General features: G+C 66.3%; 27 protein-coding genes. 12 read left to right on the forward strand and 15 right to left on the reverse strand.

Annotated elements, in window-relative coordinates; all coding sequences use genetic code 11:
* Positions 1-77 precede the first annotated feature (77 nt).
* Complete coding sequence (locus tag P0Y33_RS06615) at positions 78-1,013, forward strand: alpha/beta fold hydrolase (RefSeq protein ID WP_279529747.1); 936 nt, start codon at positions 78-80, stop codon at positions 1,011-1,013.
* Here the strand turns inward: P0Y33_RS06615 and P0Y33_RS06620 are convergent.
* Both P0Y33_RS06620 and P0Y33_RS06625 read right to left on the reverse strand, forming a co-directional pair.
* A complete protein-coding gene (locus tag P0Y33_RS06620) occupies positions 990-1,373 on the reverse strand; it encodes a Zn-ribbon domain-containing OB-fold protein (protein WP_279529748.1) in 384 nt (127 codons plus the stop codon). The genes P0Y33_RS06615 and P0Y33_RS06620 overlap by 24 nt on opposite strands.
* Entirely contained in the window at positions 1,370-2,539 is a 1,170-nt protein-coding gene (locus tag P0Y33_RS06625; protein ID WP_279529749.1) for a thiolase domain-containing protein, read from the reverse strand. The genes P0Y33_RS06620 and P0Y33_RS06625 overlap by 4 nt, the downstream gene beginning before the upstream one ends.
* Positions 2,540-2,663: 124 nt before the next feature.
* Between P0Y33_RS06625 and P0Y33_RS06630 the strand changes: the two genes are divergently transcribed.
* Together P0Y33_RS06630 and P0Y33_RS06635 are read left to right on the forward strand one after the other, a co-directional pair.
* A complete protein-coding gene (locus P0Y33_RS06630; RefSeq protein ID WP_279529750.1) occupies positions 2,664-2,876 on the forward strand; it encodes a hypothetical protein in 213 nt (70 codons plus the stop codon).
* 68 nt (positions 2,877-2,944) lie between these two features.
* The gene (locus P0Y33_RS06635; protein WP_279529751.1) at positions 2,945-3,133 is read left to right on the forward strand and encodes a hypothetical protein; all 189 of its coding nucleotides are present in this window, start codon (positions 2,945-2,947) and stop codon (positions 3,131-3,133) included.
* Position 3,134: 1 nt separating this feature from the next.
* Here the strand turns inward: P0Y33_RS06635 and ggt are convergent, their stop codons facing one another.
* Positions 3,135-4,754 (reverse strand): gamma-glutamyltransferase, encoded by a 1,620-nt coding sequence (gene ggt, locus P0Y33_RS06640; protein WP_279529752.1) that lies wholly within the window; start codon positions 4,752-4,754, stop codon positions 3,135-3,137.
* A gap of 114 nt (positions 4,755-4,868) precedes the next feature.
* Positions 4,869-6,125: a Glu/Leu/Phe/Val family dehydrogenase gene (locus P0Y33_RS06645; protein WP_279529753.1), complete on the reverse strand. Its 1,257-nt coding sequence runs from the start codon at positions 6,123-6,125 to the stop codon at positions 4,869-4,871.
* 281 nt (positions 6,126-6,406) lie between these two features.
* Here P0Y33_RS06645 and gdhB point away from each other — a divergent pair, with 281 nt between their 5' ends.
* The gene (gene gdhB, locus P0Y33_RS06650) at positions 6,407-7,702 is read left to right on the forward strand and encodes a glutamate dehydrogenase GdhB (protein WP_279529754.1); all 1,296 of its coding nucleotides are present in this window, start codon (positions 6,407-6,409) and stop codon (positions 7,700-7,702) included.
* 9 nt (positions 7,703-7,711) lie between these two features.
* Here the strand turns inward: gdhB and P0Y33_RS06655 are convergent, their stop codons facing one another.
* Positions 7,712-8,569: an HpcH/HpaI aldolase/citrate lyase family protein gene (locus P0Y33_RS06655; protein ID WP_279529755.1), complete on the reverse strand. Its 858-nt coding sequence runs from the start codon at positions 8,567-8,569 to the stop codon at positions 7,712-7,714.
* 47 nt (positions 8,570-8,616) lie between these two features.
* On the reverse strand, positions 8,617-9,288 hold the full coding sequence (locus P0Y33_RS06660; protein WP_279529756.1) for a PGF-CTERM sorting domain-containing protein: 672 nt from the start codon (positions 9,286-9,288) through the stop codon (positions 8,617-8,619).
* A gap of 121 nt (positions 9,289-9,409) precedes the next feature.
* Here P0Y33_RS06660 and P0Y33_RS06665 point away from each other — a divergent pair, with 121 nt between their 5' ends.
* Positions 9,410-9,877, forward strand: a complete 468-nt coding sequence (locus tag P0Y33_RS06665; protein ID WP_279529757.1) for a MaoC family dehydratase — start codon at positions 9,410-9,412, stop codon at positions 9,875-9,877.
* Positions 9,878-10,068: 191 nt separating this feature from the next.
* Here P0Y33_RS06665 and P0Y33_RS06670 read toward each other — a convergent pair whose 3' ends face one another.
* The 4 genes from P0Y33_RS06670 to P0Y33_RS06685 form a co-directional block, all read right to left on the reverse strand.
* Positions 10,069-11,805 (reverse strand): acyl-CoA carboxylase subunit beta, encoded by a 1,737-nt coding sequence (locus P0Y33_RS06670; RefSeq protein WP_279529758.1) that lies wholly within the window; start codon positions 11,803-11,805, stop codon positions 10,069-10,071.
* A gap of 106 nt (positions 11,806-11,911) precedes the next feature.
* Complete coding sequence (locus P0Y33_RS06675) at positions 11,912-12,616, reverse strand: GAF domain-containing protein (RefSeq protein ID WP_279529759.1); 705 nt, start codon at positions 12,614-12,616, stop codon at positions 11,912-11,914.
* A 148-nt stretch (positions 12,617-12,764) separates the two neighbouring features.
* Positions 12,765-13,640 carry a class 1 fructose-bisphosphatase gene (locus tag P0Y33_RS06680; protein WP_279529760.1) on the reverse strand — a complete coding sequence of 292 codons (876 nt, stop codon included), beginning with the start codon at positions 13,638-13,640 and terminating at the stop codon, positions 12,765-12,767.
* A complete protein-coding gene (locus P0Y33_RS06685; RefSeq protein WP_279529761.1) occupies positions 13,640-14,428 on the reverse strand; it encodes a class I fructose-bisphosphate aldolase in 789 nt (262 codons plus the stop codon). The genes P0Y33_RS06680 and P0Y33_RS06685 overlap by 1 nt, the downstream gene beginning before the upstream one ends.
* A 159-nt stretch (positions 14,429-14,587) precedes the next feature.
* Here P0Y33_RS06685 and P0Y33_RS06690 point away from each other — a divergent pair, with 159 nt between their 5' ends.
* From P0Y33_RS06690 to P0Y33_RS06700, 3 genes are read left to right on the forward strand one after another with little or no spacing between them, the layout of a single operon-like run.
* Complete coding sequence (locus P0Y33_RS06690; protein WP_279529762.1) at positions 14,588-15,448, forward strand: 3-hydroxyacyl-CoA dehydrogenase family protein; 861 nt, start codon at positions 14,588-14,590, stop codon at positions 15,446-15,448.
* Positions 15,449-15,497: 49 nt separating this feature from the next.
* Positions 15,498-16,682, forward strand: a complete 1,185-nt coding sequence (locus tag P0Y33_RS06695) for an outer membrane protein assembly factor BamB family protein (protein WP_279529763.1) — start codon at positions 15,498-15,500, stop codon at positions 16,680-16,682.
* Positions 16,683-16,720: 38 nt separating this feature from the next.
* Positions 16,721-17,863, forward strand: coding sequence for an acyl-CoA dehydrogenase (locus P0Y33_RS06700; protein ID WP_279529764.1), 1,143 nt, complete (start codon positions 16,721-16,723; stop codon positions 17,861-17,863).
* Between the two features lie 9 nt (positions 17,864-17,872).
* Here P0Y33_RS06700 and P0Y33_RS06705 read toward each other — a convergent pair whose 3' ends face one another.
* Positions 17,873-18,367 carry a hypothetical protein gene (locus P0Y33_RS06705; RefSeq protein ID WP_279529765.1) on the reverse strand — a complete coding sequence of 165 codons (495 nt, stop codon included), beginning with the start codon at positions 18,365-18,367 and terminating at the stop codon, positions 17,873-17,875.
* Positions 18,368-18,458: 91 nt separating this feature from the next.
* On the opposite strand from P0Y33_RS06705, the gene P0Y33_RS06710 reads away from it, so the two are divergent.
* On the forward strand, positions 18,459-18,734 hold the full coding sequence (locus tag P0Y33_RS06710; RefSeq protein WP_279529766.1) for a DUF7111 family protein: 276 nt from the start codon (positions 18,459-18,461) through the stop codon (positions 18,732-18,734).
* 120 nt (positions 18,735-18,854) lie between these two features.
* Positions 18,855-19,034 carry an FmdB family zinc ribbon protein gene (locus P0Y33_RS06715; RefSeq protein ID WP_279529767.1) on the forward strand — a complete coding sequence of 60 codons (180 nt, stop codon included), beginning with the start codon at positions 18,855-18,857 and terminating at the stop codon, positions 19,032-19,034.
* Positions 19,035-19,118: 84 nt separating this feature from the next.
* Here the strand turns inward: P0Y33_RS06715 and P0Y33_RS06720 are convergent, their stop codons facing one another.
* Positions 19,119-20,261, reverse strand: coding sequence for an acyl-CoA dehydrogenase family protein (locus P0Y33_RS06720; protein WP_279529768.1), 1,143 nt, complete (start codon positions 20,259-20,261; stop codon positions 19,119-19,121).
* 98 nt (positions 20,262-20,359) lie between these two features.
* On the opposite strand from P0Y33_RS06720, the gene P0Y33_RS06725 reads away from it, so the two are divergent.
* Complete coding sequence (locus P0Y33_RS06725) at positions 20,360-21,238, forward strand: RIO1 family regulatory kinase/ATPase domain-containing protein (RefSeq protein WP_279529769.1); 879 nt, start codon at positions 20,360-20,362, stop codon at positions 21,236-21,238.
* 98 nt (positions 21,239-21,336) lie between these two features.
* A complete protein-coding gene (locus P0Y33_RS06730) occupies positions 21,337-22,857 on the forward strand; it encodes an aldehyde dehydrogenase family protein (protein ID WP_279529770.1) in 1,521 nt (506 codons plus the stop codon).
* Between the two features lie 82 nt (positions 22,858-22,939).
* On the opposite strand, the gene P0Y33_RS06735 is transcribed toward P0Y33_RS06730, so the two are convergent.
* The 3 genes from P0Y33_RS06735 to P0Y33_RS06745 all read right to left on the reverse strand — a co-directional run bounded on the left by P0Y33_RS06735 (position 22,940) and on the right by P0Y33_RS06745 (position 24,821).
* Positions 22,940-23,218, reverse strand: coding sequence for a type 2 periplasmic-binding domain-containing protein (locus P0Y33_RS06735; RefSeq protein ID WP_279529771.1), 279 nt, complete (start codon positions 23,216-23,218; stop codon positions 22,940-22,942).
* 361 nt (positions 23,219-23,579) lie between these two features.
* Positions 23,580-24,401, reverse strand: coding sequence for a carbon-nitrogen family hydrolase (locus tag P0Y33_RS06740; RefSeq protein ID WP_279529772.1), 822 nt, complete (start codon positions 24,399-24,401; stop codon positions 23,580-23,582).
* The gene (locus P0Y33_RS06745) at positions 24,402-24,821 is read right to left on the reverse strand and encodes an SRPBCC family protein (protein WP_279529773.1); all 420 of its coding nucleotides are present in this window, start codon (positions 24,819-24,821) and stop codon (positions 24,402-24,404) included.
* Positions 24,822-24,897: the final 76 nt, after the last annotated feature.

Genomic DNA, 24,897 nt, shown 5'->3' on the forward strand with positions numbered 1-24,897 from the left:
CGGCGAGACCACCGGCCTGGCCCAGACCGGTGTCGACCGGCACAACGCCTATGCGACTGGCGAGTGCGGATTCGCACATGCGATTCCGAAGGCTTCTCGCGGGTGCGGCCGCCGGACTGGGGGCGACGTCCCTCGGCAACCGCCTCCTGACGGCCCGCGCCGGCACGCTCGAACCGGCCCTCCCTGGCGACCAGCGAACCTACCGGTGGCGGGGGTTCGACGTCTCCTACAGCGACCTCGGCGACCCCGACGATCCCGACGTCCTCCTCCTCCACGGAATCCACGCCGCTGCGTCGACCGAGGAGTTCACGCGAATCGCCGAGGACCTCGCCGAGTCCTATCACGTCGTCGCCCCCGACCTCCCCGGCTTCGGGTGTTCGGACCGCCCGGCCGTCGCCTACACCGCGTCGATGTACGAGTCGTTCGTCGAGGACTTCGCGACCGAAGTGACCGATGAACCCATCTGCGTCGCCACGTCGCTCACTGGCTCGTACGCCGCCATCGCCGCCGACCAGGCCGAGTTCTCACGGCTCGTCCTCGTCTGCCCGACGGCCGACACGACCGTCCGCCGACCGTGGCTCCGCACGCTCTTCCGGACACCGGCCGTCGGAACGTCGCTGTTCAACCTCCTCACCTGCAAGCCTGTCCTCGAGTGGTTCGACCAGCGCGAAGCGTACTACCACCCACAGAACATCCCTGACGAGGTCGTCGACTACCAGTGGCGGACTGCCCACCAGGAGAACGCCCGCTTCGCGCCGGCCTCCTTCCTCGGCGGGTACCTCGACCCCGTCGTGGATCTCGGCGAAGAACTCGCCGAGCGCGAACAGCCCGTGACGCTCGTGTGGGGTCGCGAGGCACTCATCACGCCGCTCGCCGCCGGACGGGCGCTCGCGGAGCGCGCCGACGCCCGACTCGTCGTTATCGACGAGGCGCGCCTCCAGCCCCACGCCGAACACCCCGACGCCTTCCTCCAGGCCGTCACCGAGGAACTACCGCGCCTCGAGGACGAGTAGCCGACCCTCGCCGTCCTCGCGGTCGACGACCGTCGGGACGACGGCGAGTCCGTCCTCGACGTCCGCGGGTGCGAGCCCCCGGACGACGCCCGTCAGCCGAACGTCGCCGAAGTCCGCGACCGCAGTCACGTACGGCGCTTCGCCGTCGAAGCGCGGCGTCGGGACGTGGACGATGGTGTGTGCTTCGACGCTCCCCGCGTCGGGGAGTGTCTCTTCTTCGAGTTCTGCGGACCCGCAGTGGGGACAGACGGCTCGCGGCGGGAGCGACCCGTGGCCATTCGGGCACGCGAGGTAGTACCCCTCTCCCGTGTCGATGGAGTCGAGCCACTCATCGTAGCCAGCGGTACGGATGTCAGTCATGCCTCCACCTCCTCGAGGACGTGGACGGTCACACTCGCGACCGTCCCACCCGCGTTGTGCGCGAGGCCGACTCCTGCGTCGGGCACGGCGTCACTGTTGTGGTGGTCGCCGCGCAGCAGTTTCGTCAGTTCGACGAGTTGGCTCCCACCGGTCGCCCCGACGGGGTGGCCCTTCGCCTTCAGCCCACCCGAGAGGTTCACCGGGAGGTGGCCGTCACGGGTCGTCTCACCGTTCCGAGCGGCAGCGATTGCCTCGCCAGATTCGTAGAACCCCATCCCTTCGAGCGCGAGCACCTCCGCGATGGTGAAACAGTCGTGGACCTCCGCGACGTCGATGTCGCCGGTGTCGAGACCCGCCTCGCCGAGTGCCTCGTCGGCGGCGTCGCCGGCGGCCGGCGTCCGGCAGAGCGATTCGCGGTCCTGGAGCGCCATCTTGTCGCCGCCCTGTCCGGTTCCGGTGACGGCGACCGAGGCGTCGAGTCCGTGTTCCTCGGCGTAGTCCTCGCTGACGAGGACGAGCGCGCTGGCCCCGTCGGTGATGGGGCAGGCGTCGAAGAGGTGGAGCGGTTCCGCGACGGTCGGCGAGTCGAGGGCGTCCTCGACGGAGATCTCCTTCTGGTACTGTGCGTGTTCGTTGCCGACGGCGTTCGCGTGATTCTTCACCGCGACGTGTGCGAGATCCTCGCGACTGCCGCCGAACTCTTGGAAGTAGGCGTCGGCCATCAGCGCGTACGCGCCGGGGAAGGTGAGTCCGGCGCGCACTTCGTAGAGGTCGTCGGCCGCGATGGCGAGTCCCTCCGTTGTCTCGCTCGTCGGGAGGTTGGTCATTCGTTCGGCCCCGCCGACGAGGAGTACGTCGGCCTCACCGTTTCGGACGTTCTTCACTGCCTCGCGGACGGCGACGCCGCTGGACGCACAGGCACTCTCGAAGCGCGTCGCGGGGACGTCGAGACCGAGTGCCTCGGCCGCGAGCGGTCCCTGGTGGCCCTGGTGTTCGGCGACTTCGCCCATGAAGTTGCCGTAGTAGACCCCCTCGACGGCGTCGCGGTCGATGCCCGCGTCGTCGAGTGCCGTCGTGCCTGCCTCCGCGAAGAGGTCCCGCGTCGTCCGCTCGGGGTGTTCGCCGAAGTGCGTCAACCCCACTCCGGCTACACGAACGTTCGTCATAGTTACTCCTTGACGTACGGGGGTCAAAAACACGCCGGAAGGGGCGATACGGACGTCGCCCAGACGTCAGACGCGCGTGCGGCCAAGACTTTTCCGGCCGAAGTTCATATTCCCGTGCGAGTCGATGTCACGGAGTTCTCACTCGACCACGGACGCCAACGAGTCGGTCTCGAACGACGACGAGTGGGCGACGTCGTCCCTGGCCGAAGCGATCGATTCGCTCCGGTCGGAACTCGAGAGCGCCGAGACCGACGCGTCGGGGGCACAGTCCATCGCACTCAGTCGCGCGCAGGACCTCCTCGACAAAGTCGAGAGTACCCTGAAGAAGACGCACTGAGGCGCCCGTGGCGGCACGGCGGGCAGTCGGCCACCCCTTTCTTACTTTTCGCGCCACTAGGGACGGGTATGTCCACCGACGACAGTTCCTCCGAGTCCGAGTGGAAACACGAGGCAGTCTCCGAGTTGGCAGACCACGTCCGCGACCGTGTGGACAAGGCGAAGGAGAAGACCTCCAATAGCGCCAAGTCGAAGGCACTCGAGACGGCTCACTCGGTCATCGACAAGGCAGAGGAGAAACTGAAGCAGAAGGCCTAGGCTAGAACCCGACCGCCTGCCCGTCGCGGCGGGGATCGGAACCGGCGACGAGTGTCCCGTCCTCGTCCCGGTAGATGACCTGACCGCCGCCCCAGTGGCCACCCGACTCGAAGAACTCGTCCTCGTCGACGACGTCGTGCCCGCGCCCGCGGAGGTTCGTCACGACGCTGTCCGGGAGTTTGTTCGTCTCGACAGCGACGCGCTTGCCGTCGATCCACCGGAACCGCGGCGCGTCGAGGGCGGCCTGTGGGTTCAACCCGGAGTCGACCATCGCCGACGTCACCTGGAGGTGGCCCTGCGGTTGCATCGACCCGCCCATAACGCCCCACGAGGCCCGGAACTCGCCGTCGACGCGGAGCATCGCCGGGATGATGGTATGGAAGGGGCGCTTGCCCGCTTCGAGGGCGTTGGCGTGCTGGGAGTCGAGGCTGAAGGAGTGTCCGCGGTTCTGGACGGCGAACCCGCCAGCCGTCAGCGCCGACCCGAACGGGTAGTAGACGCTGTTGATGAACGAGACGGCGTTTCCGTCGCCGTCGACGACGGTGAGGTAGACCGTGTTGGCCTGTTCTTTGGCCTTCGCGCCGTAGTCGGCGGCCCGGTGGCCGACTTCGGCGGCGCGTTCGGCCGCGTACTCCTTCGAGAGCATCGTCTCGAGCGGGACGTCCGTGTAGTCGGGGTCGGAGATGTACTCGTAGCCGTCCGCGAACGCGAGTTTGATGGCTTCGAGCAGGTGGTGGAGGCGGTCCGGGTTCGCCGGGTCCGCGGGGATGTCGAACTGCTCGGCGACGTTCAGCGCCTCGAGTGCGACCGTCCCCTGGCCGTTGGGCGGATGTTCGAGTACTTCGACGCCGCGGTACTCCGTGCTGATGGGGTCAGTCCACTCCGGTTCGAACGCTTCGAGGTCCGAGAGCGTGAGCGCCCCGCCGTGTTCGCGAACCGTCTCGACGATGGCCTCGCCGACGTCGCCGCCGTAGAACGTCTCGATTCCCTCCTCGGCGATGCGGTCGAGCGTGTCAGCGAAGTCCGGGTTTCGGAACGTCTCGCCGGCCGCGGGCGCCTCACCGTCGTGGAGGAACGTCTCCGCGGAGGTGTCGAACGCGGCGAGTCGGTCCTCTTGGCCGGCCCACTGTCGGGCGACGTACTCGGAGACCGGGAACCCCTCGCGGGCGTAACCGATGGCCGGTTCGAGGAGTGCGCCGAGGTCCTCGCGGCCGTAGCGCGAGACGAGCGCGTCCCAGCCAGCGAGCGCGCCGGGGACCGTGACCGGGAGGCCGCCGTCCGTCGGCATCGTAGGCTCACCTTCGTCGTCGGTCTCGTCGGTGCGCTCGCGGTAGGTCTCGACGTCGGCTTCGTCGGGCGCTGGACCGGAGGCGTTGAGTGCCTCGTACTCGCCGTCGAAGTGGGTCAACGCGAACATGTCGCCGCCGATGCCGGTCATGTGCGGTTCGACAACGTTCAGGACGGCTGCCGTCGCGACGGCGGCGTCGGCCGCGTTGCCGCCCTCCTGCAGGACCGAGAGGCCGGCCTGTGCGGCGAGCGGGTGGCTGGTCGCGACCATCCCGTTGGTCGCCTGCACCGCGGACCGACGGGAAGAGAACTGCCAGGGATAGTCGAAATCCATGGTGGGGATTTGTCAGAGGGGTGTATGAAGTCTGACCCGAAATAATTCGGTCCACTCGTAGAGATGTCGCTCAGAGAACAGTCGAAAAAGCGCGAAGAAGGTGTGTAGTCGCGTCTACGGCCAGTTGCCGTTGCCGGTGTAGGCGTCGACGACGCGCTGGATGGCGACGACGTAGGCTGCGACGCGGAAGCTCGGCAGGCCGAGCGTCTCCTTAGCCTCGACAAGGTCGTCGAAGGCGTCGACGATGATCTCTTCGAGTTCCTCGTTGACGCGCTCCTCGGTCCAGTAGAAGCGCTGGCGGTTCTGGACCCACTCGAAGTAGGAGACGGTGACGCCGCCCGCGTTCGCGAGGATGTCCGGGATGACGGTCACGTCACGCTCCGCGAGGACGTCGTCGGCGTCGGGCGTGAGCGGCCCGTTGGCGGCTTCGGAGATGACGTCGGCCTTGACGTCGTGGGCGAGTTCCTCGTCGATGGCGTTCTCCAGTGCTGCAGGGACGAGGAGATCGACATCGAGCGTGAGAAGTTCGTCGTTGGTGAGGGACTCGGCGTCCTCGTAGCCGGAGACCGAACCGGTCTCGCGCTTGAAGTCCTTGACCGCGACGGGGTCGAAGCCGCTCTCGTCGTAGATGCCACCCGAGGAGTCGGAGACGGCGACGACCGTCGCGCCGAGTTCGTCGACAAGCTTCGCGGTGATCCAACCGGCGTTCCCGTAGCCCTGGACGGCGACGGTGGCCTCAGAGATGTCCTCGCCGAGGTAGTCGAACGCCTCGCGGGCGGCGATGACCGTCGAGCGGCCGGTCGCATCGACGCGGCCCTCGCTGCCGCCGTTTTCGAGGTCCTTGCCGGTGATGACACCCGGCTCGGTCTTGTTCTCGAGGGTCTCGTACGTGTTCTTGATCCAGTTCATCTCCCGCTGGCCCGTGTTCACGTCGGGAGCGGGGACGTCGCGGTCCTCACCGATGAGCGGGCGCAGCTCCTTCGCGAAGGAACGAGTGATGCGCTCGATCTCGTCGGCGCTGTACTCGTCGGGGTCGATGATGATACCGCCCTTCCCACCGCCGAACGGGATGTCGACGACGGCGCACTTGTACACCATCCACCCGGAGAGCGCCTTCACTTCGTCGCGAGTGACGCCGGGGTGGTAGCGGATGCCGCCCTTGTAGGGACCGCGGTCACCGTTGAACTGCGAGCGGAATGCCTTGAACGTCTCGAGGCTCCCGTCGTCCATGTCGACGGTGAGGTTCGTCTCGAGGACGCGCTCGGGGTGCTTGAGTCGCGTCAGTACGTCGTCGCCTACATCCGAGGGGAGGTAGGACGCAGCGTCGTCGATCTGTTCTTGCAGGCTCTCGAACGGATTTTCCTCAGCCATTAGTTCCACCAATTCACCCTCGACTGAATAAGTGTATTGTCTGTACCAAAATTGAACGACAATATAAGGTGTTTAATTACCGATTGGATGCTTTGTCCAGTCATTAATTAAAGCGCCGAAAACACGGCGTACAGGCCCTAACAGCCAGTGTATAAGGAATATAGACAACCAGAACCATTATATACGGCTGCGGACAACCATCTCGACAAGAGTGGTCCCGGACCGGGGCAATCGCGGTGTCGGCGTTCCGCACTCGGTTCGCTCGCGGCCACCTGATACCCATGTCCAGCAAGGAACACGCGGCCCCCGACGAGACCCAGTCGATACCGGAAGAGGAACCCGAGACACCGCTGGAGACGGCCCGCCGTCAGCTCGACTCGGCCGCCTCGGAGCTCGACCTCGACCCGAACATCGTCGAACGGCTCCGCCATCCCTCGAAAGTGACGCAGGTCACCATCCCCATCGAGCGAGAGAACGGGGAGCTGGAGACGTTCACCGGCTTCCGCGCCCAGCACGACAGCGTCCGTGGCCCGTTCAAGGGCGGTATCCGCTACCACCCCGACGTCGACGCCGAGGAATGCATCGGTCTGGCCATGTGGATGACGTGGAAGTGTGCGGTCGTCAACCTCCCGTTCGGCGGCGCGAAGGGTGGCGTCGTCGTCAACCCCAAGGATCTCACCGAGGACGAGCGCGAACAGCTCACCCGTCGCTTCGCACAGGAACTCCGCGACGTCGTCGGCGAGAACCGCGACATCCCCGCACCAGACATGGGCACCGACGCCCAGACGATGGCGTGGTTCATGGACGCCTACAGCATGCAGCGAGGCGAGACCTCGCCGGGTGTCGTCACCGGGAAACCACCGGTCGTCGGCGGGAGCTACGGCCGCGAGGAGTCGCCGGGCCGCAGCGCTGCCATCATCGCCCGTGAGGCCATCGACTACTGCGGGAAGGACATCGAGGAGACGACCGTCGCCGTCCAGGGCTACGGGAGCGTCGGCGCGAACGCCGCCCGCCTCCTCGACGAGTGGGGCGCACGCGTCGTCGCCGTCAGCGACGTGAACGGCGCCGCCTACAACCCCGCGGGACTCGTCACCCACGAGATTCCGACTCACGTCGAGGAACCCGAGGCCGTCACCCGGCAGGGCGAGGAGACCATCTCGAACGAAGAACTCCTTGAACTCGACGTCGACGTGCTCATCCCGGCCGCCGTCGGGAACGTCATCACCGAGGCGAACGCCCACGACGTGCAGGCGGACATCGTCGTCGAAGGAGCGAACGGCCCGACGACGACCCGAGCCGACGAGATTCTCGCCGAACGCGGCGTGACCGTCATCCCGGACATCCTCGCGAACGCGGGCGGCGTCACCGTCTCCTACTTCGAGTGGCTCCAGGACATCAACCGACAGGAGTGGTCGCTCGAACGCGTCCGAGAGGAACTCGAAGAGAAGATGTTGACCGCGTGGGACGAGGTTCGCGAAGAGGTCGAAGCGCGCGACATCACGTGGCGTCGGGCAGCCTACGTCGTCGCGCTCCAGCGTGTCGCGGAGTCCCACGAGCACCGCGGTCTCTGGCCGTAGCCGGCCCACTCACTCTTCTGCGGCTTCCGCGCGTTCGAGGATCCGTTCGGCCTGCGCGACCAGCGGCGCGTCGACCATCTCGCCGTCGACCCGGAAGACGCCGCGGTCCGCGCGGTCCGCTTCCTCCTTCGCGTCGAGGACTCGCTTGGCCCACGCCACGTCCTCGGCCTCGGGCGTGAACGACTCGTTGATCGGGTCGACCTGCGTCGGGTGGATAGCCATCTTGCCGTCGTAGCCGAGTCCCGCCGCGAAGCGTGTCTCCTCGGCCAGCCCTTCGGTGTTCTCGATGTCGGTGTAGACAGTGTCGATGGCGTCGACCTCGGCCGCGCTCGCCGCGAGGACGACGTGCTCGCGTGCGTGGAGGACCTCGGTTCCCTCTTCAGTGCGGGTCGCGCCGATGTCCGCCGAGAGGTCTTCTGCACCGAAGAGCAACGCATCGGTGGCGTCCGCGGTGGCGATGCTCTGCGCGTTCAACACCCCAGCAGCGGACTCGACCAGCGCGAGCACAGGCACGTCGACGTCGTACTCGTGGAGGACGCGTTCGAGTGTGTCTACGTCGCCGCCGTCGCTCGTCTTCGGGAGCATCACGGCGTCGAGGCGGACGGCCTCGGGGTCGTCGCCGACGATTCCCTGGACGTCGTCGTCGGCGAGACCACCCACCGGATTGACCCGGACGCACACCTCACAGTCGGGGTCGAAGTCGGGGTCTACGAGGACGTCGTGGACCGCCTCGCGCGCCTCGGCCTTGCGGTCGGGCGCGACGGCGTCTTCGAGGTCGAAGCAGACGACGTCCGCGCCACTGGCCGGTGCCTTGCGCATCATCTCCGGGCGGTCGCCCGGCGTGAAGAGAAGACTCCTGCGAACCATGTGCGGGGTGACGCCCCCGCGTGCCTATAAGCTACTGCCCACAGACTTCAACGCCGGCGTGCGAGGAACGCCGCACCCACGAGGGCGAAGGCGGCGACGAGCACTCCGAAGCCGGGACTCTGGGCGGTCGTCGAACCACCGGAGTCGGCGTCGGAATCGGAACCACTGTCGGCGCTGGAACCGCCGTCGCTACTGCCTGAACCGATGGAGAGGACGGCCGTCGCGTTGCCACCACTGGACTGCGGATTGACGTTCATCGGGATATCGTAGGTCCCCGCCTTCGGGTTCTTCACGCCCTCGTAGACGATGACGACCTCGTCACCCTCCTGGAGGGTGTAGCTCCCACCGAATCCGGCGGTGAGCGTCCGACCGCCATTGCTGATGTCGACGGTCTCGAGGTCGTTGCGGACCGTCACGTCGACTGTACTCCCGGACTCGTTATCGCCGCGGTCGATACCGACTGTCACGACGTCGGCCTTGTCGACGTCACTCACGTCGGCGCCGGTGCCCTGGTAGTCGACCGAGAGTCCGTTCAGAGAACTCGACCCGGTGGCCTGTCCAACCGTGATGGTCGCGGTGTGCGTCGACGTCACTCGGGGGTCGTCGGGGGCGGCGTTCAGCGACGCGCCGCTCGCCGCGGCGGTAACGCCCGCGCTGGCGGCGAGCGCGACGAGCGCCAGCAGCAGTACACTACTCCGTCGGGAGAGACTCACGTTCATGGGGGAATCTGCCGGAGTAATCCGGCGAAGTACCTGCGAGTTGGGCACTCCGCCGAAAGAGGCTGACGGCCACCGCTCCGGACCCTCACGGTTTTTACTCCGTGGGTGCGCCAGCGACGGTATGGTCGGGAAGTACTACGAGGCGTTCGAGGTCGGCGAGACCATCGAACACGAGAAGCGCCGCACCGTCTCCGAGAGCGACAACCAGCGTTTCTGCGACATGACGATGAACCAACAGCCGCTCCACCTCGACGCCGACTTCGCCGCGGACACACAGTTCGGCGAACGGCTGGTCAACGGTCTCTACACGATGTCGCTGGCGGTCGGACTCTCCATCCCCGAGACGACCGACGGCACCATCGTCGCGAACCTCTCCTACGACGGCGTCGAACACCCCGCGCCAGTGTTCCACGGCGACACCATCCGCGCGCAGTCGACGGTGACCGACAAACGAGAGACGAGCGACGGCGAGCGGGGAATCGTCACGATGCGTGTCGAGGCGTTTCGCGTCGAACCCGACGGCGAGGACACGCTCGTCTGCAAGTTCGAGCGGACGGTGTTGAGCCTAAAGCGCGAACACGCCGAGTGACGGCGTTCTACACCCGCGGCGTCGTGGGCGGAAGAGGCCGTGACGCAGTGAGCGAGGACTGAGTGGCGAGCAGGCGGGACTGAGGATTTTTCCGTGGGCGGTGTCTCGCACTCCCGTCTGGGCCGGCCCACGGCGTCGGGTCAGGACACAACCCCGAGTCGTGCCGGCATCCCCCTTGAACGCTCGCCTGCTCAGAGGATGGTGCCGTGTTTCTTGTCCGGGAGGTCCTTCTCGACCGTCTCGTAGAACGCGAATCGGTTCTCTAGTTCCTCGCGGAGCGTACTCGGCGGGACGATCTCGTCGATGACGACGTCACTGGCCATCCGGTGGACGTCGATGTCCTCACGGTACTCCTCGCGGAGTTCCTGCTCTTTCTTCCGGCGCTCTTCCTCGTCTTCGATGTCCGCGAGCTTGTTCGCGTAGACGGCCTCGATGGCGGCCTCGGGTCCCATGATGGCGATTTCGCCCGAGGGAAGCGCGAGGGTCGACTCGGGGTCGTAGGCCGGCCCGGACATGGCGTAGATGCCGGCGCCGTACGCCTTCCGAACGACGACGCACTGCTTCGGGACGGTGGCCGAGGAGGTGGCGTAGATCATCTTCTTGCCTTTCTCCAGGATGGCGTCCTTCTCGACCTGTGAACCGGCCATGAAGCCGGGCGTGTCCGCGAGGTAGAGGAGCGGAATGTTGTAGGCGTCGGACTTCCAGACGAACTCGGCGGCCTTCTCGGCGGCGTCGGGAAAGATGGCACCCGCGCGGTGGGCCGGCTGATTGGCGATTATCCCCACCGGCCGGCCGTCGATGCGGCCGTAGCCCGTGATGATCTCCTTTCCGTACTCAGGTTTGAGTTCGAAGAAGGAGTCGGCGTCGACGACACGCTCGATGATTTCGTGCATGTCGTAGCCCTTGTTCGGTTTCTGAGGGACGATGCCGTCGATCTCTTCGGGGGACTTCGCGGGGGGCTTTCCCTCGCGTTTCGGCGGGTCCTCGTCGGAGTTGTTCGGGAGGTACCCGACCAGTTGGGCGACGAGTTCGCGGGCCTCCTCCTCGTCGGCGGCGACGAGGTCAGCGCTCCCGGACTCGCGAGCGTGGACCTGCGGGCCACCGAGGTCCTGCATGTCGATCTCCTCGCCGGTGACCATCTTCACCATCCGCGGGGAGGCGATGGCCATCGCGGACATCCCCTCGACCATGACGGTGAAGTCGGCGAACACCGGCGTGTAGGCCGCACCCGCGATACACGGCCCATAGAGCACACAGATCTGCGGGACGCGCCCGGAGAGCATCGAGTGGTTGTAGTAGTACTTCCCGATGCCCTCGCGGTTGGCGAAGAAGCCGGACTGCTGGTCGATGCGTCCACCGGAGGAGTCCATCAGGTAGAGCACCGGCTTACCGGTCTCGAGCGCGCGCTGTTGCATCCGGAGGAACTTCTCGACGCCCTTCTCGGCCATCGACCCGGCTTTGACGGTGAAGTCGTTGGCCATGAAGTGGACGTCCCGGCCCTCGAAGTCGGCGGCGCCCGTGATGAGACCGTCCGCGGGGAGTTGCTCGTCGGCGTCGAACTCCGCGAACTTCCCGTCTTCGAAGACGAGACCGTCTTCGCCGAACCAGAGGTCCATCCGGTCGCGGACGAACAGTTTGCCCTGCTCTTCGAGGCGCTCTTTGTACTTCTCGGGGCCGCCCGACTCGATCTCAGCAATCTCCTCCCAGAGGCGCTCCTCGCGCTCGGTCGGACCGAGTTCGGTCTCCTCGCCACCGGTGTCGGCGGCGCTCGGCCCGGTTTCGTCTGTATCGGTCTCCTCGTGGACGACCGCGGGCTCTTCAGCGTCTCCAACGAACACGCGAACCTCGTCGGCGACGTGTTCGGCCAGCGCGGCGGCGACGGCGGCCGCCTCCTCGTCGGAGGCGTCCGAACCGATACGGACCTTCATACCTTGACGTCCGCTGGGCGGTTCAAAATGGTTTTCCATGCACGACCCAGCAGGCGGTAGTCGGCGGGTATCGAGAAATCGACGGAGAAGGGTTGTCGAGGCCGCGTTAACTCGCTCGGCCGTAGCGTTCGACGTGGACCATCGCCTGCTCGGCGAGCCACTGCAACGCCGAGTGGTCCTCCTCGTCGAACTCGCGGGTCTCTTCGTCCATGACACAGAGCATTCCGACGTGCTGGCCGCTCGCGGCCTTCAGCGGGATGCCCGCGTAGAAGTCGGGTTCGAACTCCTCGCTGTGGATCGGCTCGTAGGAGACACGCGAATCCTCGGGGAGATCGGAGATGACGAGCGGTTCGCCATCGAGGAGTCCGTGCGAGCAGATGGAGTCACTGCGGTCGAGCGTCTCCCAGTCGACGCCCTGCGAGGTCACGAACTGCTCTTCGTCCTCGTCGACGACGCCGACGAAGCCGACGTCAGCGTCGAAGCACTCGCGTGCAGTCGTCGTCAGTCCTTCGAGGTGTGCGAGGAGCGTCGGCTGTTCGAAGTCGTACTCGTCGAGGCAGTCGAGTCGAGCGTGTTCGTCCGCCGGAATCGGGTAGCCACTCCACCCTTCGCGGACCGCCGTCTGGATCGTCTTCTGGAGTGCGTCCGGGTCCGTGTCGTCTCCCACCAACACACACGGACGGTCCGGTACTCGCTCTAAGAGTTCACCGAGGAACTCGCTCCCGCCGAACACGTCGTCGACGAGTATCGCATCGAACAACGTGCCCGCGTCGAGTGCGTCGAACACCTCGGACTTCGCACGAGTCGCCACGTCAAACTCTGCAGGCTCTGGTAGTGGTCGATCGTCTCTATCCCCACCATCCACCGTATAGAGTATCGATATTGACCCCGTCTCCAGCATCGAGTACCTGTACAAAATGTATACGGCGGGAAGAAAGTATTGGCCACTCAGCGACCACTCAGCGGAGGGCCGTCTCGACGTCGTCGACGAGCTCCTCGCTCCCGAGGAAGACCGGCGTCCGCTGGTGGAGCGACTCGGCTTCGACGTCAAGGAGTGACTGCTCGCCGTCCGAAGACGCCCCGCCCGCGGCCTCGATGATGTAGGCCATCGGCGCGCCCTCGAAGAGGAGGCGGAGTTTACCCTCGGGTCGCTCCCGGAGACCGGGGTAGCCGAAGATGCCGCCGTAGGTGAGAACCTGACTCACGTCAGCGATCATCGCCCCGCCGTAGCGGAGTTTGAGGTCCGTCTCCTGTTCGATTCCGCGGACGTGTGTCTGGAAGTCATCGGTCCAGTCGGAGACCCGCCCGCCGAAGCCGTAGACGGTGGGGTCCGCGGGGAGTTCGACAGTGCCGACTTCCCGTCGGTCGCCGTCCTCCACCACGTACTCGGTCGCACGCACCTCGCCGCCCGAGATTTCGCGTGCGGTGACGAGCGTGGTGATGGGCCCGTAGAGGACGAACGCGGCGCCGACGAGACTCCGCCCGGAGGCGGGAAGGTCGTCCTCGTAGACACCCAGGACGGTGCCCATCGGGTTGTTCGACTTGAGGTTCGAAGAACCGTCGAGCGGGTCGACCGCGACGGCGAGGTCGTCGGCCTCGGTTTCCGACGCCGATTCGATTGTCTCGCGCTCCTCGCTGGCGTAGGCGCCGACGCCGTCGACGGCGAGGAAGCGTTCCTGTAGGAGGTCGTCGGCCCACAGGTCGGCGGCTAACTGTCGCTCGCCGCTCTCGTTGGTCTCCGCCGTCTTCGTCCGGCGGCCGGGGAGGCCCGCACGGATCTCCGGCGCACTCGCCGCGAGGACATCGAAGACGCGGTCGACGACGTCTCCGGTCATCACAGGAGTTCGAGCGCGTCGTCGACGGGTGCCTCCTCGTAGATGACCGCTTCAAGCGCGTCAAGGAACTGGTGGGGGTTCTCGCGCTGCCAGACGTTACGCCCCACGGCGAGTCCGGTCGCGCCGGCGTCGATAGCGCCCTTCACGGTCGAGAGGAAGTCGCGGTCGGAGGTCTTCGACCCGCCGGACATGACGACCTTCGTGGGGCCGGCCATCGCGACGGCCTGTTCCATCGCCTCGCGGGAGCCAGGGTACTTCACCTTCGCGACGTCGGCGCCGAGTTCGAGCGCCTGGCGGGCGGCGTAGGCGATGGTGTCGGGGGCGGTATCGTTCTTGAGGCCCTGGCCGCGCGGGTACGACCACATGACCATCGGGAGGTCGTAGTGGCGGGCGGCCTCCTGGGCATCGCGGAACTCCTCAGCCATCTCGATCTCGTTGTTGGACCCGCCATAGAGGGTGAACCCGACGGCGTCGGCGCCGAGTTCGGCGGCGTAGTCGACCGTGCAGTTGACCGCGGAGTCGGGTTCGCCCATCCAGAGGTTCGACGTGCCGTTCAGTTTCAGGAGGAGAGGGACGTCTTCGTAGGAGGGGGCGTAGGCCTCGGCGACGCCCTTCTGCACCGCCAGCGAGGTGACGGCGTCGTGGGTCGCGATGTCCCAGACCACTTCGGGGTCCCGCGTCTCGGGAACCGGTTCGAAGTCGACCGGACCGTGTTCGAGGCCGTGGTCGTAGGCGAGGATGAGTGACTTTCCGTCGCGCGAGAGTGGGGTGTCGTCGAAGGGACGCATCACTCGGGTATGGGGGACACCACCTATAAGATAGTGTCCCTCTATTCCCGAGACATGGCGCCCGTACCACCCGAATTCGACGATTTGTTACTATCGATGTAGTAAACGCCGGGCGCGGAGACCGGCAATTTTACGACCGGTTCCGCCCCACGACGTGCTATGCGAACGCTGGACGAGATCGAGACGGTCGGCGTCGTCGGCGCGGGGACGATGGGCGCCGGAATCGCACAGGTGAGCGCGACCGCCGGTTACGACGTCGTCATGCGCGACATCGAGGAGGAGTTCGTCGAGGGTGGCTTCGAGTCCATCGAGGACAGCCTCGACCGCTTCGTCGACAAGGAGAAACTCTCGCGGGAGGAGGCCGACGCCGCACTCGACCGGATCACCGGCACGACCGACCTCAACGACCTCGCGGACTGCGACCTCGTCGTCGAGGCAGCCGTCGAGAAGATGGACGTCAAACGGGACGTCTTCGCGGACCTCGACGACGTCGTGCCGGACGACGTCGTGCTCGCGACGAACACGAGTACCCTCTCCATCACGACCATCGCGAACGCCACGGAGCGAGAAGACCTCGTCGTCGGTCTCCACTTCATGAACCCCGTCCCCGTAATGACGGGCGTCGAGGTGGTCGTCGGCGAGCGGACCGACCCCGCCGCCGTCGACCTCGCCCACGGCTTCTCCGAGGACCTCGGGAAGGAGACGTGGGAATCCGACGACAAGCCGGGGTTCGTCACTAACCGCATCCTCATGCCGTGGCTCAACGAAGGCATCCGCGCCTTCGACGAGGGCGTCGCCACGAAGGAGGACATTGACGCCGGGATGAAACTCGGCACGAACGTCCCGATGGGACCGCTCGAACTCGCCGATCACATCGGTCTCGACGTCTGTCTCGACGCCTCCGAGACGCTCCACGAGGAACTCGGCGACCGCTACAAGCCGGCCTACCTCCTCAAGCGGAAGGTCGAGGCGGGCAAACTCGGGAAGAAGTCGGGCGAGGGCTTCTACGAGTACGACTGAGGAGTCCGCGAGAAGCTTTTTACTTTCAGACCGTGTCGTCCGAAACAGTATGCCGAAACACCGCCGTTCGTTCCTCGCTGCCGCTGGTGTGACGCTCGGGAGCCTCGCCGGGTGTCTCCGTCTCGGCGGCGACGAGACGACGACAACGACGACACAGCCACCGGGCGGAACGACCACGACACAGCCACCGGGCGAGACGACCACGTCGACGACCACGACACAGCCCAAGCACCCTGGCAAGTGGCCCCAGTTCCAGAACGACGCCGGGCGAACCGGGTACTCACCGTCAACCGTCGGCGAGAGTGCGAACCGGGCCTGGCGGACGTCGATCGACGGGACGGTCGAGCGCTCGCCCGTCGTCGGCGAGGACGCCGTCTACGTCACGGCGAGCGGCACCGTCTACAGCCTCGACCGCGCCACGGGAAAGCAGCGCTGGCAGGCGGGCGGTGCGACCGGCCCACCGGTCGTCCACGGCTCGCAGGTCCTCTTCTCCTCGGGTGCGGCTATTGAGGTCGTCGACGCGGCGAGCGGGAAGCGCCAGCGGCGCATCTCCCTGCCCGCACGGGCGGTGACCGGGCCGGTCGTCGCCGGGAGCGACCTGTATGTCGGGTGTACCGACGAACGCGTCCACGCCTACACCCTCGATGGGAAACACCAGTGGCAGACGGTCCCGCTCAACACCTCGCAGTTCGAGCCACTGGCCGTCGGCGACAAGCGGGTCTTCGTCGCGTCGAACCTCGGCCTGTACGCCCACGACCGCGCCGGCGGCTTCCGCGACTGGTCGGCGACCCGGAACTCCGTCACCGACGCGCCGACCGTCGCCGACGGCTCCGTCTTCTTCCCCACGTCCGGCGAGTTCGTCGCCCGTTACTCCGTCGACGGGAAAGAGCAGTGGCGGACGCCGGTGAGCGGCCTCCCGCGCGGGTCGGTCGCGGTCGGCGGCGGAAGTGTCTACGCCGTCGCCGGGAACGCCTCTCTCTACCGCCTGAACGCCAGCGGTGGCGGCGTCGTCTGGCGCTCGCGCGTCCCGACCGCGACGGACTCCTCGCCCGCGCTCGCGGACAACGCGGTCGCCGTCAACGACAGCGGGTCGGTCCACACCTTCGTCACCGAACAGGGCGGGACGCTCTGGAGTGCGGACGTGACGGGCGTCGACGACACGAGTTGTGCCATCGTCGACGGGACGGTGTTCGCCGGCGGGACGGGCGTCGTGGCCGCGTTCGCACCGGAGTGATAGGAAAGGTAAAGGAACGACGGTGAGGAACCTCCCGCATGGACTTCAGCCTCTCCGCGGAGCAAAAACAGATCGAGGAGATGGTCACCGAGTTCGTCGACGAGGAGGTCGCCCCCCGCGCGGCCGAAATCGACGAGACCGACGAGTTCCCCCGCGACCTCGTCTCCGAGATGGGCGACCTCGGTCTGATGGGGATGCCCTTCCCCGAGGAGTACGACGGCGCGGGCCTCGACTACCATTCCTACGCGCTCGCGCTCGAAGAGATCGCCCGCGGGTCGGGCGGTCTCGGCACCGTCGTCGCCGCTCATACGAGCCTCGCGGGCAACATGCTCTACCAGTACGGCGACGAGGACCAGAAACACGAGTTCCTCGCGCCTATGAACCGCGGCGACGACGTCGGTGCGTTCGCGCTCTCCGAACCCGGTGCTGGCTCGGACGTCCCCGCGATGGACACCACGGCCGAGAAAGACGGTAGCGAGTACGTCCTGAACGGCGGGAAACTCTGGATCTCGAACGGGTCCGTCGCCGAGACGGTGACAGTGTTCGCGAAGACCGACACTGACGCCGGTGCGAAGGGCATCTCCTCGTTCGTCGTCCGCCCCGAGGAAGACGACGGGTTCCACGTCGAGGGCACCGAGGACAAACTCGGCGACAAGGGGTGTCCGACGGCCGAACTCCGCTTCGACGACCTCCGCATCCCCGAGTCACGGCGCCTCGGCGAGGAAGGTGACGGTTTCCGTCACGCCCTGGAGACGCTGAACGGTGGACGCATCACCATCGCCGCCCGCTCCATCGGTCTCGCACGCGCGGCCCGCGACGACGCGCTGGAGTACGCCCAGCAGCGCGAGCAGTTCGACCAGCCCATCTCCGACTTTCAGGCCATCCAGCACAAACTCGCGGACATGGACACGAAGATCCAGGCCGCGAAACTACTCATGCACAAGGCCGCCGACCTGAAGATTCGCGGCGAGGACTTCATCAAGGAGGCCGCCCAGGCGAAGCTCTACGCCTCCGAAATCTCGCGGGAGGTCACAAACGAGGGCATCCAGATCCACGGCGGGTACGGCTACACGAAAGACTTCGACGTCGAGCGCTACTACCGCGACGCCAAACTCAACGAGATCTACGAGGGGACCAGCGAGGTGCTGCGCAACACCATCGCTCAGCGTATGCTACAGTAGGGTCTCCGCTCACGACGCCGCGTCGGCCACCGCGACGGCCGCCAGCGCCACGGCGACCGCGAACAGTACCGGCGTCAGCACCTCGGCGAAGACACCGACGAGGGGCGGCGAGGGGTGCACGAGCGAAGCGGCCGGGACGAGTCCGTCGACGGTCGCGACGAACCAGGACGGGTCGGGCCAGACGACCCACCCGGAGAAGACACCGACGAGGTGGCCGGCGAGCACGCCCACGGCGACCGTCACGAGGAACCGTCTCGCCCCGGCGGGACGCTCGCCACGCGCGACGACGAGGACGGCCACGAACAACAGCGCGACGACCGTGAGGTAGCCACCGCCGAAGACGACCCACTCCATGGTCGACACCCGAAACTGCTGTTCGAACTGCTCAGCGAGGACGACCCGGCGGTATCGGAGGAACAGGGCCGCGAGAGCCGTCGGAAGTGCGGCGGCGAGCGACGCCCGGACGGTCGACGATCTCGGCCGGCGTCGGTGGAGGGTGGACACGTCGGTACGTACGCAGTCCGACACGAAAACTCTCACAGTCGCGGGCGACCGAACCGCCGGCGCTTTTGCCCTCGACGGTCACCTCCCGATAATGACCGAGTCAACCGCCGAAGCCGACGGCATCACCGCCCGCTACTACGAGACCGACGAGGAGCGCGTCCTGGAGTTCGAACGCGACGGGAAGACTGCCGCCGTCGCGCAGAACGTCGAGGGGTACGCCATGCTGAAGGTCCGACCCACCGCCGACGGCGACGAACTCGAACGCTACTACGGCTTCGACATGGCGCTCGACCACGCCGCCGAACTCCTCGGCGTCGACCCGGCCGACCTGCCGGTTCCCGCCCCCGCCGAAGACATGGGTATGTAGTCAGGTCAACGATTGAACAACTGTTCAACTGACGTGAGAGCGGTCGTTTCCCGTCGGCCGCGACCGCGCGGGAAAGTTTGATACTTATTGGCGTGCTATACGATAACTGGGGGCGCGACCATGAGCGTCATCGAGAAAGTCAAAGACCTGTTCGTCGACGAGGAAAAGATCGTCTGGCAGTGTGACGAGTGCGACGAAGAGTTCGAGACGTTCGTCAAAGAGACGGAACCGACTCCCGACTCGGCGACCTGTGAGCACTGCGGGAGCACTTCGACGAGTGTGCGGCGGCGTGCGGGCTAATCGGTGTCGAAGCCCCTTGATTGCGCCGCTCGCTCCCTCCCCCTTTAAGTCCCACCACGTTGGGTCGTCGGCCGACTGCACCCACTACAGCCCTAGCTCTCGTCCGACGACCAAGTGTTGGATTTCGCTCGTCCCTTCGCCGATCTCCATGAGTTTGGCGTCGCGGAAGTAGCGCTGTGGATCGAAGTCCGTCGTGTAGCCGTAGCCCCCGTGGACCTGGATGGACTCTTCGGCGACCTCGCGGGCGGCCTCCGAGGCGTCGAGTTTCGCGAGCGCGGAGATGCGGGTCACGTCCTCGCCGACGTCGTACTGGCTGGCGGCCTTGTGGGTGAGGAGGCGTGCGCGCTCGACCTTGCGGTCCATCTCGACGACCTTGTCGCGGACGGCGTCGAACTTCGAGATGGCCTGCCCGAACTGCTCGCGTTCGGTGGAGTACTCGCGTGCGCACTCGTAGGCGCCCTGTGCGAGGCCAGTCGACAGCGCGGCGATGGAGATGCGGCCGCCGTCGAGGGTCTGTTTCGTCTGCTCCCAGCCGTCGCCCTCCTCGCCGAGCAGGCGGTCTTCGGGAATGCGGCAGTCGTCGAACTGGATCTCGCAGGTGGGCGAGGCGTTCAGCCCCATCTTGTCCCACTCCGTCGTCACCTCGAAGCCGTCGTCGTTCCGGGGGTCGACGACGAAGGTGGAGATGCCGTCGTAGCCGGCGCCGGGTTCGGTGACGGCCTTCACGAGGACGGAGCCAGCGACGGAGGCGTTCGTGATGAACTGCTTCGTGCCGTTCAGGACGTACTCGTCGCCTTCCTTCGTGGCAGTGGTGTCCATGTCCGAGGCGTCGGAGCCACTGCCCGGTTCGGTCAACGCCCACGAGCCGAGGTACTCCCCCTCGGCGAGCGGACGGAGCCACTCTTCTTTCTGTTCGTCGGTACCGAACTTCTCGATGGGCTTCGAGGCCAGCGAGGAGTGTGCGACGTAGGAGAGTCCGATAGACCCGGAGATGCGCCCGAGTTCCTCGGCGACGAGCGAGTACATGAGGGTGTCCCCACCGAGGCCGCCGTACTCCTCGGCGATGGGGACACCCATCACGTCGAGGTCGGCGAGTTCGTCGAAGATTTCTTCGGGGAAGCGGTGTTCGTCCTCGATCTCCTGGGCGATGGGGCGGATCTCCTCCTCGCAGAACTCCCGGACGGTGTCCCGGATCATCCGGTGTTCGTCGGGCAGGGTGAAGTCCATACGCGACTTCTCGCCGGAGTCGAGGTTAAAGTCACCGGACGTTCGTGAGGGTCGACAAGCCGGCGGGCATAAATGCCGCCCGCCCCTCTATTCAGACGATGAGTGTCCGGCGGTTCGTCCGCGGCACGGTCCCCTGGGACCAACTGGAGGCCGTCTTCGTCGACCTCGAAGAGCGCTACGACGAGGACGGACTCCGCGTCGAGTTCCTCGCGGCCGATAACTGGTTCTCGACGCCGTGTGTCGTCACCAGCATCGACGCCGACAGCAGTACCGACGCCGAGAGCGACGCCGACAGCAGCGACACCACCGGACGCGAGACCGGCGACCAGCAGTGGTTCGTGAAGGTCGTCTCCGCGCAGAACGCCTTCGTCCACTCGCTGTTCACCGGGATTCGGAACCTCGGAGTCTTCTCCTCCGGAACGGAGGGCTTCTTCGAACCGTTCGAGGGTCCGGGCGAGATGGCTCGCCACGAACTCGAAGCGGCCGAGCAGATGCGTGAGGTCGGCCTGAACGTCCCCAAGCCCGTCGAGTCGTTCGATGTTGACGGGCTGGGCGTCCTCGTGATGGAGTACCTCCCCGAGTTCGAAACCCTAGACGAACTCGACGAGGCGTGTATCGAGGCGTACGCGCCCGAACTCTTCGCCGCGCTCGCGACGATGCACGAGAACGACCTCGCCCACGGCGACCTCCGGGCCGAGAACGTCCTCATCTACGAAGAAGAGATCTACCTCATCGACGCGACGAAGGTCAGCGACGAGGGGATCGCCGCCGCCCGCGCGTACGACCTCGCCTGTGCGCTCGCTGTCCTGGAACCGCTCGTGGGCGCGAGCACCGCCGTTGAGGCCGCCCACGAACACTACTCGGCTGACCGATTGCTCGCCGCCCGCGAGTTTCTCGACTTCGTCGGCATCCGCCCGGATCACGACTTCGACGCGGCCGCGCTCAAGACCGAACTCGAAGCAGCGGCCGAGGAGTAGGAGCAAACGAGAATCTCGGAGGATGCGAGTATCGCGACTCCCCCACCCGCCAGTGGAAGGGTGTACCTTTTTGAAGTCACGAAGCGCAGGTTTTGCCGATGACACACCAACACTACATCGACGGCGAGTGGGTCGAGGGCAGCGGGTCCGAGACCTTCGAGAGCCGGAATCCGGCCACAGGGAAGACCCTGGCCGAGTTCCACCGCGGGACAGAGTCCGATATCGACGAGGCCATCTCGGCGGCCGAAGAGGCGGAAGAGGAGTGGCAGGAACTCTCCTACATCGACCGCGCGGAATACCTCTGGGACATCTACCACGAGCTGCGCGAGCGCCACGAGGAACTGGGCGAAGTCGTCACCAAGGAGTGTGGCAAGGAGATCTCTGAAGGGAAGGCCGACGTGACCGAGGCCTGGCACATGGTCGAGTGGGCCGCCGGCAACGCCCGCCACCCCCACGGCGACGTCGTCCCCTCGGAGGTTTCCTCCAAGGACGCCTACATGCGCCGCAGTCCCCGCGGCGTCGTCGGCTGTATCACGCCGTGGAACTTCCCGGTCGCCATCCCCTTCTGGCACATGGCCATCTCGCTGGTCGAGGGCAACACCGTCGTCTGGAAGCCGGCCGAGCAGACGCCGTGGTGTGCCCAGATCATCGCCGAGATGTTCGAGGACACGGGCATCCCCGACGGCGTGTTCAACATGGTACAGGGCTTCGGCGACGCCGGTGCCGCCATCACTGACGACGACCGCGTCGACACGGTCCTCTTCACGGGGAGCGCGGAGGTCGGCCACGAGATCGCCTCCGAGGTCGGCGGCCGCCCCGGCCGTCTCGCGGCCTGTGAGATGGGCGGGAAGAACGGCATCGTCGTCACCGAGGAGGCGGACCTCGACGTCGCCGTCCACTCCGCGGTCATGAGTTCGTTCAAGACGACCGGCCAGCGCTGTGTCTCCTCCGAGCGCCTCATCGTCCACGAGGACGTCTACGACGAGTTCAAAGAGCGCTTCGTCAAGAAGGCGAAGAAGGTCTCCGTCGGCGACCCCCTCGAGGAGGACACCTTCATGGGTCCGGCCATCGAGCCGGAGCACGTCGAGAAGATTCAGAAGTACAACGACCTCGCACGCGAGGAGGGCGCGAATGTCCTCGTCGACCGCGCCGAACTCGAACCCGAGGAGATTCCCGAGGGCCACGAGGACGGCAACTGGGTCGGTCCGTTCGTCTACGAAATCGACTACGCCGACGACGTCCGCTGTATCCGCGAGGAGGTCTTCGGCCCGCACGTCGCGCTCATCGAGTACTCCGGCGACATCGAGGACGCCGTCGACATCCACAACGACACGCCCTACGGTCTCGCCGGCGCCATCATCTCCGAGGACTACCGCCAGATCAACTATTACCGCGACAACGCGGAGGTCGGCCTCGCCTACGGTAACCTCCCGTGTATCGGCGCCGAAGTCCAGCTCCCCTTCGGCGGCGTGAAGAAGTCCGGCAACGGTTACCCGAGCGCCCGCGAGGCTATCGAGGCCGTCACCGAGCGCACAGCCTGGACGCTCAACAACTCCAAGGAGATCGAGATGGCTCAGGGCCTCTCCGCGGAGATCAAGACCGAAGAAGACGAAGAGTAAGTCGGCCCGCTCTCTGCGGTCATTTCTTCCGTTTTCCTCCCTTTCTCGACTCACCGCCGAGCGACGGCGTCAAGAGGTACTGTCAGTCGATGTAGCCGAAGACGTCCTCGCCGAACTCGCGTTTCACGTAGTCGCGGCCGTGTTCGGTGATGCGGTAGTACCCCTCGTGCCCGTCGAGTTCGCGGGCCATGTTCTGTGCTTCGAGGTCGTCGAGTGCCTCTCGAATCGCGTCTTCGTCGGGCGAGAGGTCCTCGTAGACGTCGAGGTTCGCGGCGATGGCACCGGGGGAGAGCCCCATCCCGGCCTGGTAGAGTACGCGGATCGTCGGGTCGGTCACCTCGTGCTGCCAGTCGTCGGTCATGGGTGAGTCGTCTCGTGGGCGCCTGAAAATTCGTCCGGCCGAAGACAGACGGCGCGGTGACTCGGCGGTCGAGTGTCGAGTTCGGAAGCGTGCGCTCGAAAGCGGGAGTGAGAGAGGTGCGGCGAGGCGGAGAGGCGGGAAGGTGGCGAGGAGTCGCCCGACGCGTGGGCCGAACCCCGTGGCCTGCGGGGTCCGTCCCGGTGTGCCGGACGAGCGGGCGCCGGTGGACGAGGTGCGGACGTTGATTGGCTTGCCGACACGACGAGAAAAGCGTCGTCGTCGGCGACTGAACGTATTGCCCGCTCGCGTATAAACCTACTCACCGAGACCGGGACCGATTCGCGTTCCATGTTACCACTGTTCAGTAGCGTCGGTCGCGGAGCGCGGGGAAGTCGTCGCGAACCGCCTCGACGCGGTCGGGGTCGACACGGGTGTAGACGATGTCGGGGTCGTCGTCGGTCGTCGCGACCGGCGTCCCCCACGGGTCGTACACGGTCGAGCGGCCGACGAGCGTGGCGTCCTCGAAGTCGGCCGACCCGTTGACGGCCGCGACGTAGCAGAGGTTCTCGACGGCGCGGGCCTTCGGGAGCGTCTTCCAATGTTCGACTCGCGGGTAGGGCCACGCGCTCGGGACGAGGACGAGCGTCGCGCCTGCGTCGGTCAACTCGCGGTAGAGTTCGGGAAAACGCAGGTCGTAACAGGTGGTGATGCCCACGTCGAACCCCTCGAAGGAGGCGATATCGAACGTCTCACCGGGGACGAGCAACTCCGCCTCTGCGGACTGGTAGCCGAAGAGGTGGTGTTTGCGGTAGACCGACAGGCGCTCGCCGTCGCGGTCGAAGAGGACCGCCGTGTTCGCGAGTCCGGTGTCGTCGGGGACGTCGAACCCCGCGTCGGCAGAGGCTTCGAGGTCCTCGACGATGGTGCCGGCAAGGACACCGACCTCGTGCTCGGCGGCGGCGGCCGAGATGCGGGTGAGCGTCTCGCCGTCGAGTGCTTCGGCCTCGCGCTGGTAGGAGTCGAACGCGAAGTAACCGACGTTGAAGATCTCGGGGAGCACGACGAGGTCGGCGCCGTTCTCAGCGGCCTCGGCGAGGGCATCGACCGCCCGCTCGACGTTCGCGTCGACCGCGGCCGCCTCGATTTCGAGCTGTGCGAGTGCGAGTGTAAGTGGTTCGGACATTCAGGTACCCTCCTGTTCCCGTTCGCGGATGGCGCGTTCGATGTTCGTCAGTTCCTCGTCGAGGCGCTGTTCGAAGAAGGTTTCGACGCCGGGGAGTCGGCCGTCGACGACGAAGCGATTCGTCAGCCGACACCCCTCGTCAGTCGCTTCGAGTTCGTGTTCGCCCGTGACCTGGAACACCGACGACTCGCCGACGAACTTCACGTACCGTGGGGGGTCACGTTCGACGTCGCGGGTCTCGACGTCGATGGTCCGACCGAGGAGCGGGAGGCGGACGTGCCAGACGCCCCGCTCCCCGTCGGATTCGTAGTCGTCGACAACGCTGATGGCCGACGCTCTCTTGGCCGGGTCCGCGATGAACTCCCAGACGGTCTCCAGTGGTAGCGACAACTCGAACGTGCGCTCGACCCGGACAGTCATAGCCGACCGTTTCGGTCGGGCGAGGAAAAAGCCGTGGGTCGCGTCCGCCGACACGCTCGGGTCCGGTCCGACCTCG

Origin of the sequence: Halospeciosus flavus (assembly GCF_029814175.1) — an archaeon.
Taxonomy (GTDB): Archaea; Halobacteriota; Halobacteria; order Halobacteriales; family Halobacteriaceae; genus Halospeciosus; species Halospeciosus flavus.

Bases quoted from the DNA above. Each gene is read 5' to 3' on its own strand.
- P0Y33_RS06615 (WP_279529747.1), top strand. From the start codon at position 78: ATGCGATTCCGAAGGCTTCTCGCGGGTGCGGCCGCCGGACTGGGGGCG.
- P0Y33_RS06620 (WP_279529748.1), bottom strand. From the start codon at position 1,373: ATGACTGACATCCGTACCGCTGGCTACGATGAGTGGCTCGACTCCATC.
- P0Y33_RS06625 (WP_279529749.1), bottom strand. From the start codon at position 2,539: ATGACGAACGTTCGTGTAGCCGGAGTGGGGTTGACGCACTTCGGCGAA.
- P0Y33_RS06630 (WP_279529750.1), top strand. From the start codon at position 2,664: ATGTCACGGAGTTCTCACTCGACCACGGACGCCAACGAGTCGGTCTCG.
- P0Y33_RS06635 (WP_279529751.1), top strand. From the start codon at position 2,945: ATGTCCACCGACGACAGTTCCTCCGAGTCCGAGTGGAAACACGAGGCA.
- ggt (WP_279529752.1), bottom strand. From the start codon at position 4,754: ATGGATTTCGACTATCCCTGGCAGTTCTCTTCCCGTCGGTCCGCGGTG.
- P0Y33_RS06645 (WP_279529753.1), bottom strand. From the start codon at position 6,125: ATGGCTGAGGAAAATCCGTTCGAGAGCCTGCAAGAACAGATCGACGAC.
- gdhB (WP_279529754.1), top strand. From the start codon at position 6,407: ATGTCCAGCAAGGAACACGCGGCCCCCGACGAGACCCAGTCGATACCG.
- P0Y33_RS06655 (WP_279529755.1), bottom strand. From the start codon at position 8,569: ATGGTTCGCAGGAGTCTTCTCTTCACGCCGGGCGACCGCCCGGAGATG.
- P0Y33_RS06660 (WP_279529756.1), bottom strand. From the start codon at position 9,288: ATGAACGTGAGTCTCTCCCGACGGAGTAGTGTACTGCTGCTGGCGCTC.
- P0Y33_RS06665 (WP_279529757.1), top strand. From the start codon at position 9,410: ATGGTCGGGAAGTACTACGAGGCGTTCGAGGTCGGCGAGACCATCGAA.
- P0Y33_RS06670 (WP_279529758.1), bottom strand. From the start codon at position 11,805: ATGAAGGTCCGTATCGGTTCGGACGCCTCCGACGAGGAGGCGGCCGCC.
- P0Y33_RS06680 (WP_279529760.1), bottom strand. From the start codon at position 13,640: ATGACCGGAGACGTCGTCGACCGCGTCTTCGATGTCCTCGCGGCGAGT.
- P0Y33_RS06685 (WP_279529761.1), bottom strand. From the start codon at position 14,428: ATGCGTCCCTTCGACGACACCCCACTCTCGCGCGACGGAAAGTCACTC.
- P0Y33_RS06690 (WP_279529762.1), top strand. From the start codon at position 14,588: ATGCGAACGCTGGACGAGATCGAGACGGTCGGCGTCGTCGGCGCGGGG.
- P0Y33_RS06695 (WP_279529763.1), top strand. From the start codon at position 15,498: ATGCCGAAACACCGCCGTTCGTTCCTCGCTGCCGCTGGTGTGACGCTC.
- P0Y33_RS06700 (WP_279529764.1), top strand. From the start codon at position 16,721: ATGGACTTCAGCCTCTCCGCGGAGCAAAAACAGATCGAGGAGATGGTC.
- P0Y33_RS06710 (WP_279529766.1), top strand. From the start codon at position 18,459: ATGACCGAGTCAACCGCCGAAGCCGACGGCATCACCGCCCGCTACTAC.
- P0Y33_RS06715 (WP_279529767.1), top strand. From the start codon at position 18,855: ATGAGCGTCATCGAGAAAGTCAAAGACCTGTTCGTCGACGAGGAAAAG.
- P0Y33_RS06720 (WP_279529768.1), bottom strand. From the start codon at position 20,261: ATGGACTTCACCCTGCCCGACGAACACCGGATGATCCGGGACACCGTC.
- P0Y33_RS06725 (WP_279529769.1), top strand. From the start codon at position 20,360: ATGAGTGTCCGGCGGTTCGTCCGCGGCACGGTCCCCTGGGACCAACTG.
- P0Y33_RS06730 (WP_279529770.1), top strand. From the start codon at position 21,337: ATGACACACCAACACTACATCGACGGCGAGTGGGTCGAGGGCAGCGGG.
- P0Y33_RS06735 (WP_279529771.1), bottom strand. From the start codon at position 23,218: ATGACCGACGACTGGCAGCACGAGGTGACCGACCCGACGATCCGCGTA.
- P0Y33_RS06740 (WP_279529772.1), bottom strand. From the start codon at position 24,401: ATGTCCGAACCACTTACACTCGCACTCGCACAGCTCGAAATCGAGGCG.
- P0Y33_RS06745 (WP_279529773.1), bottom strand. From the start codon at position 24,821: ATGACTGTCCGGGTCGAGCGCACGTTCGAGTTGTCGCTACCACTGGAG.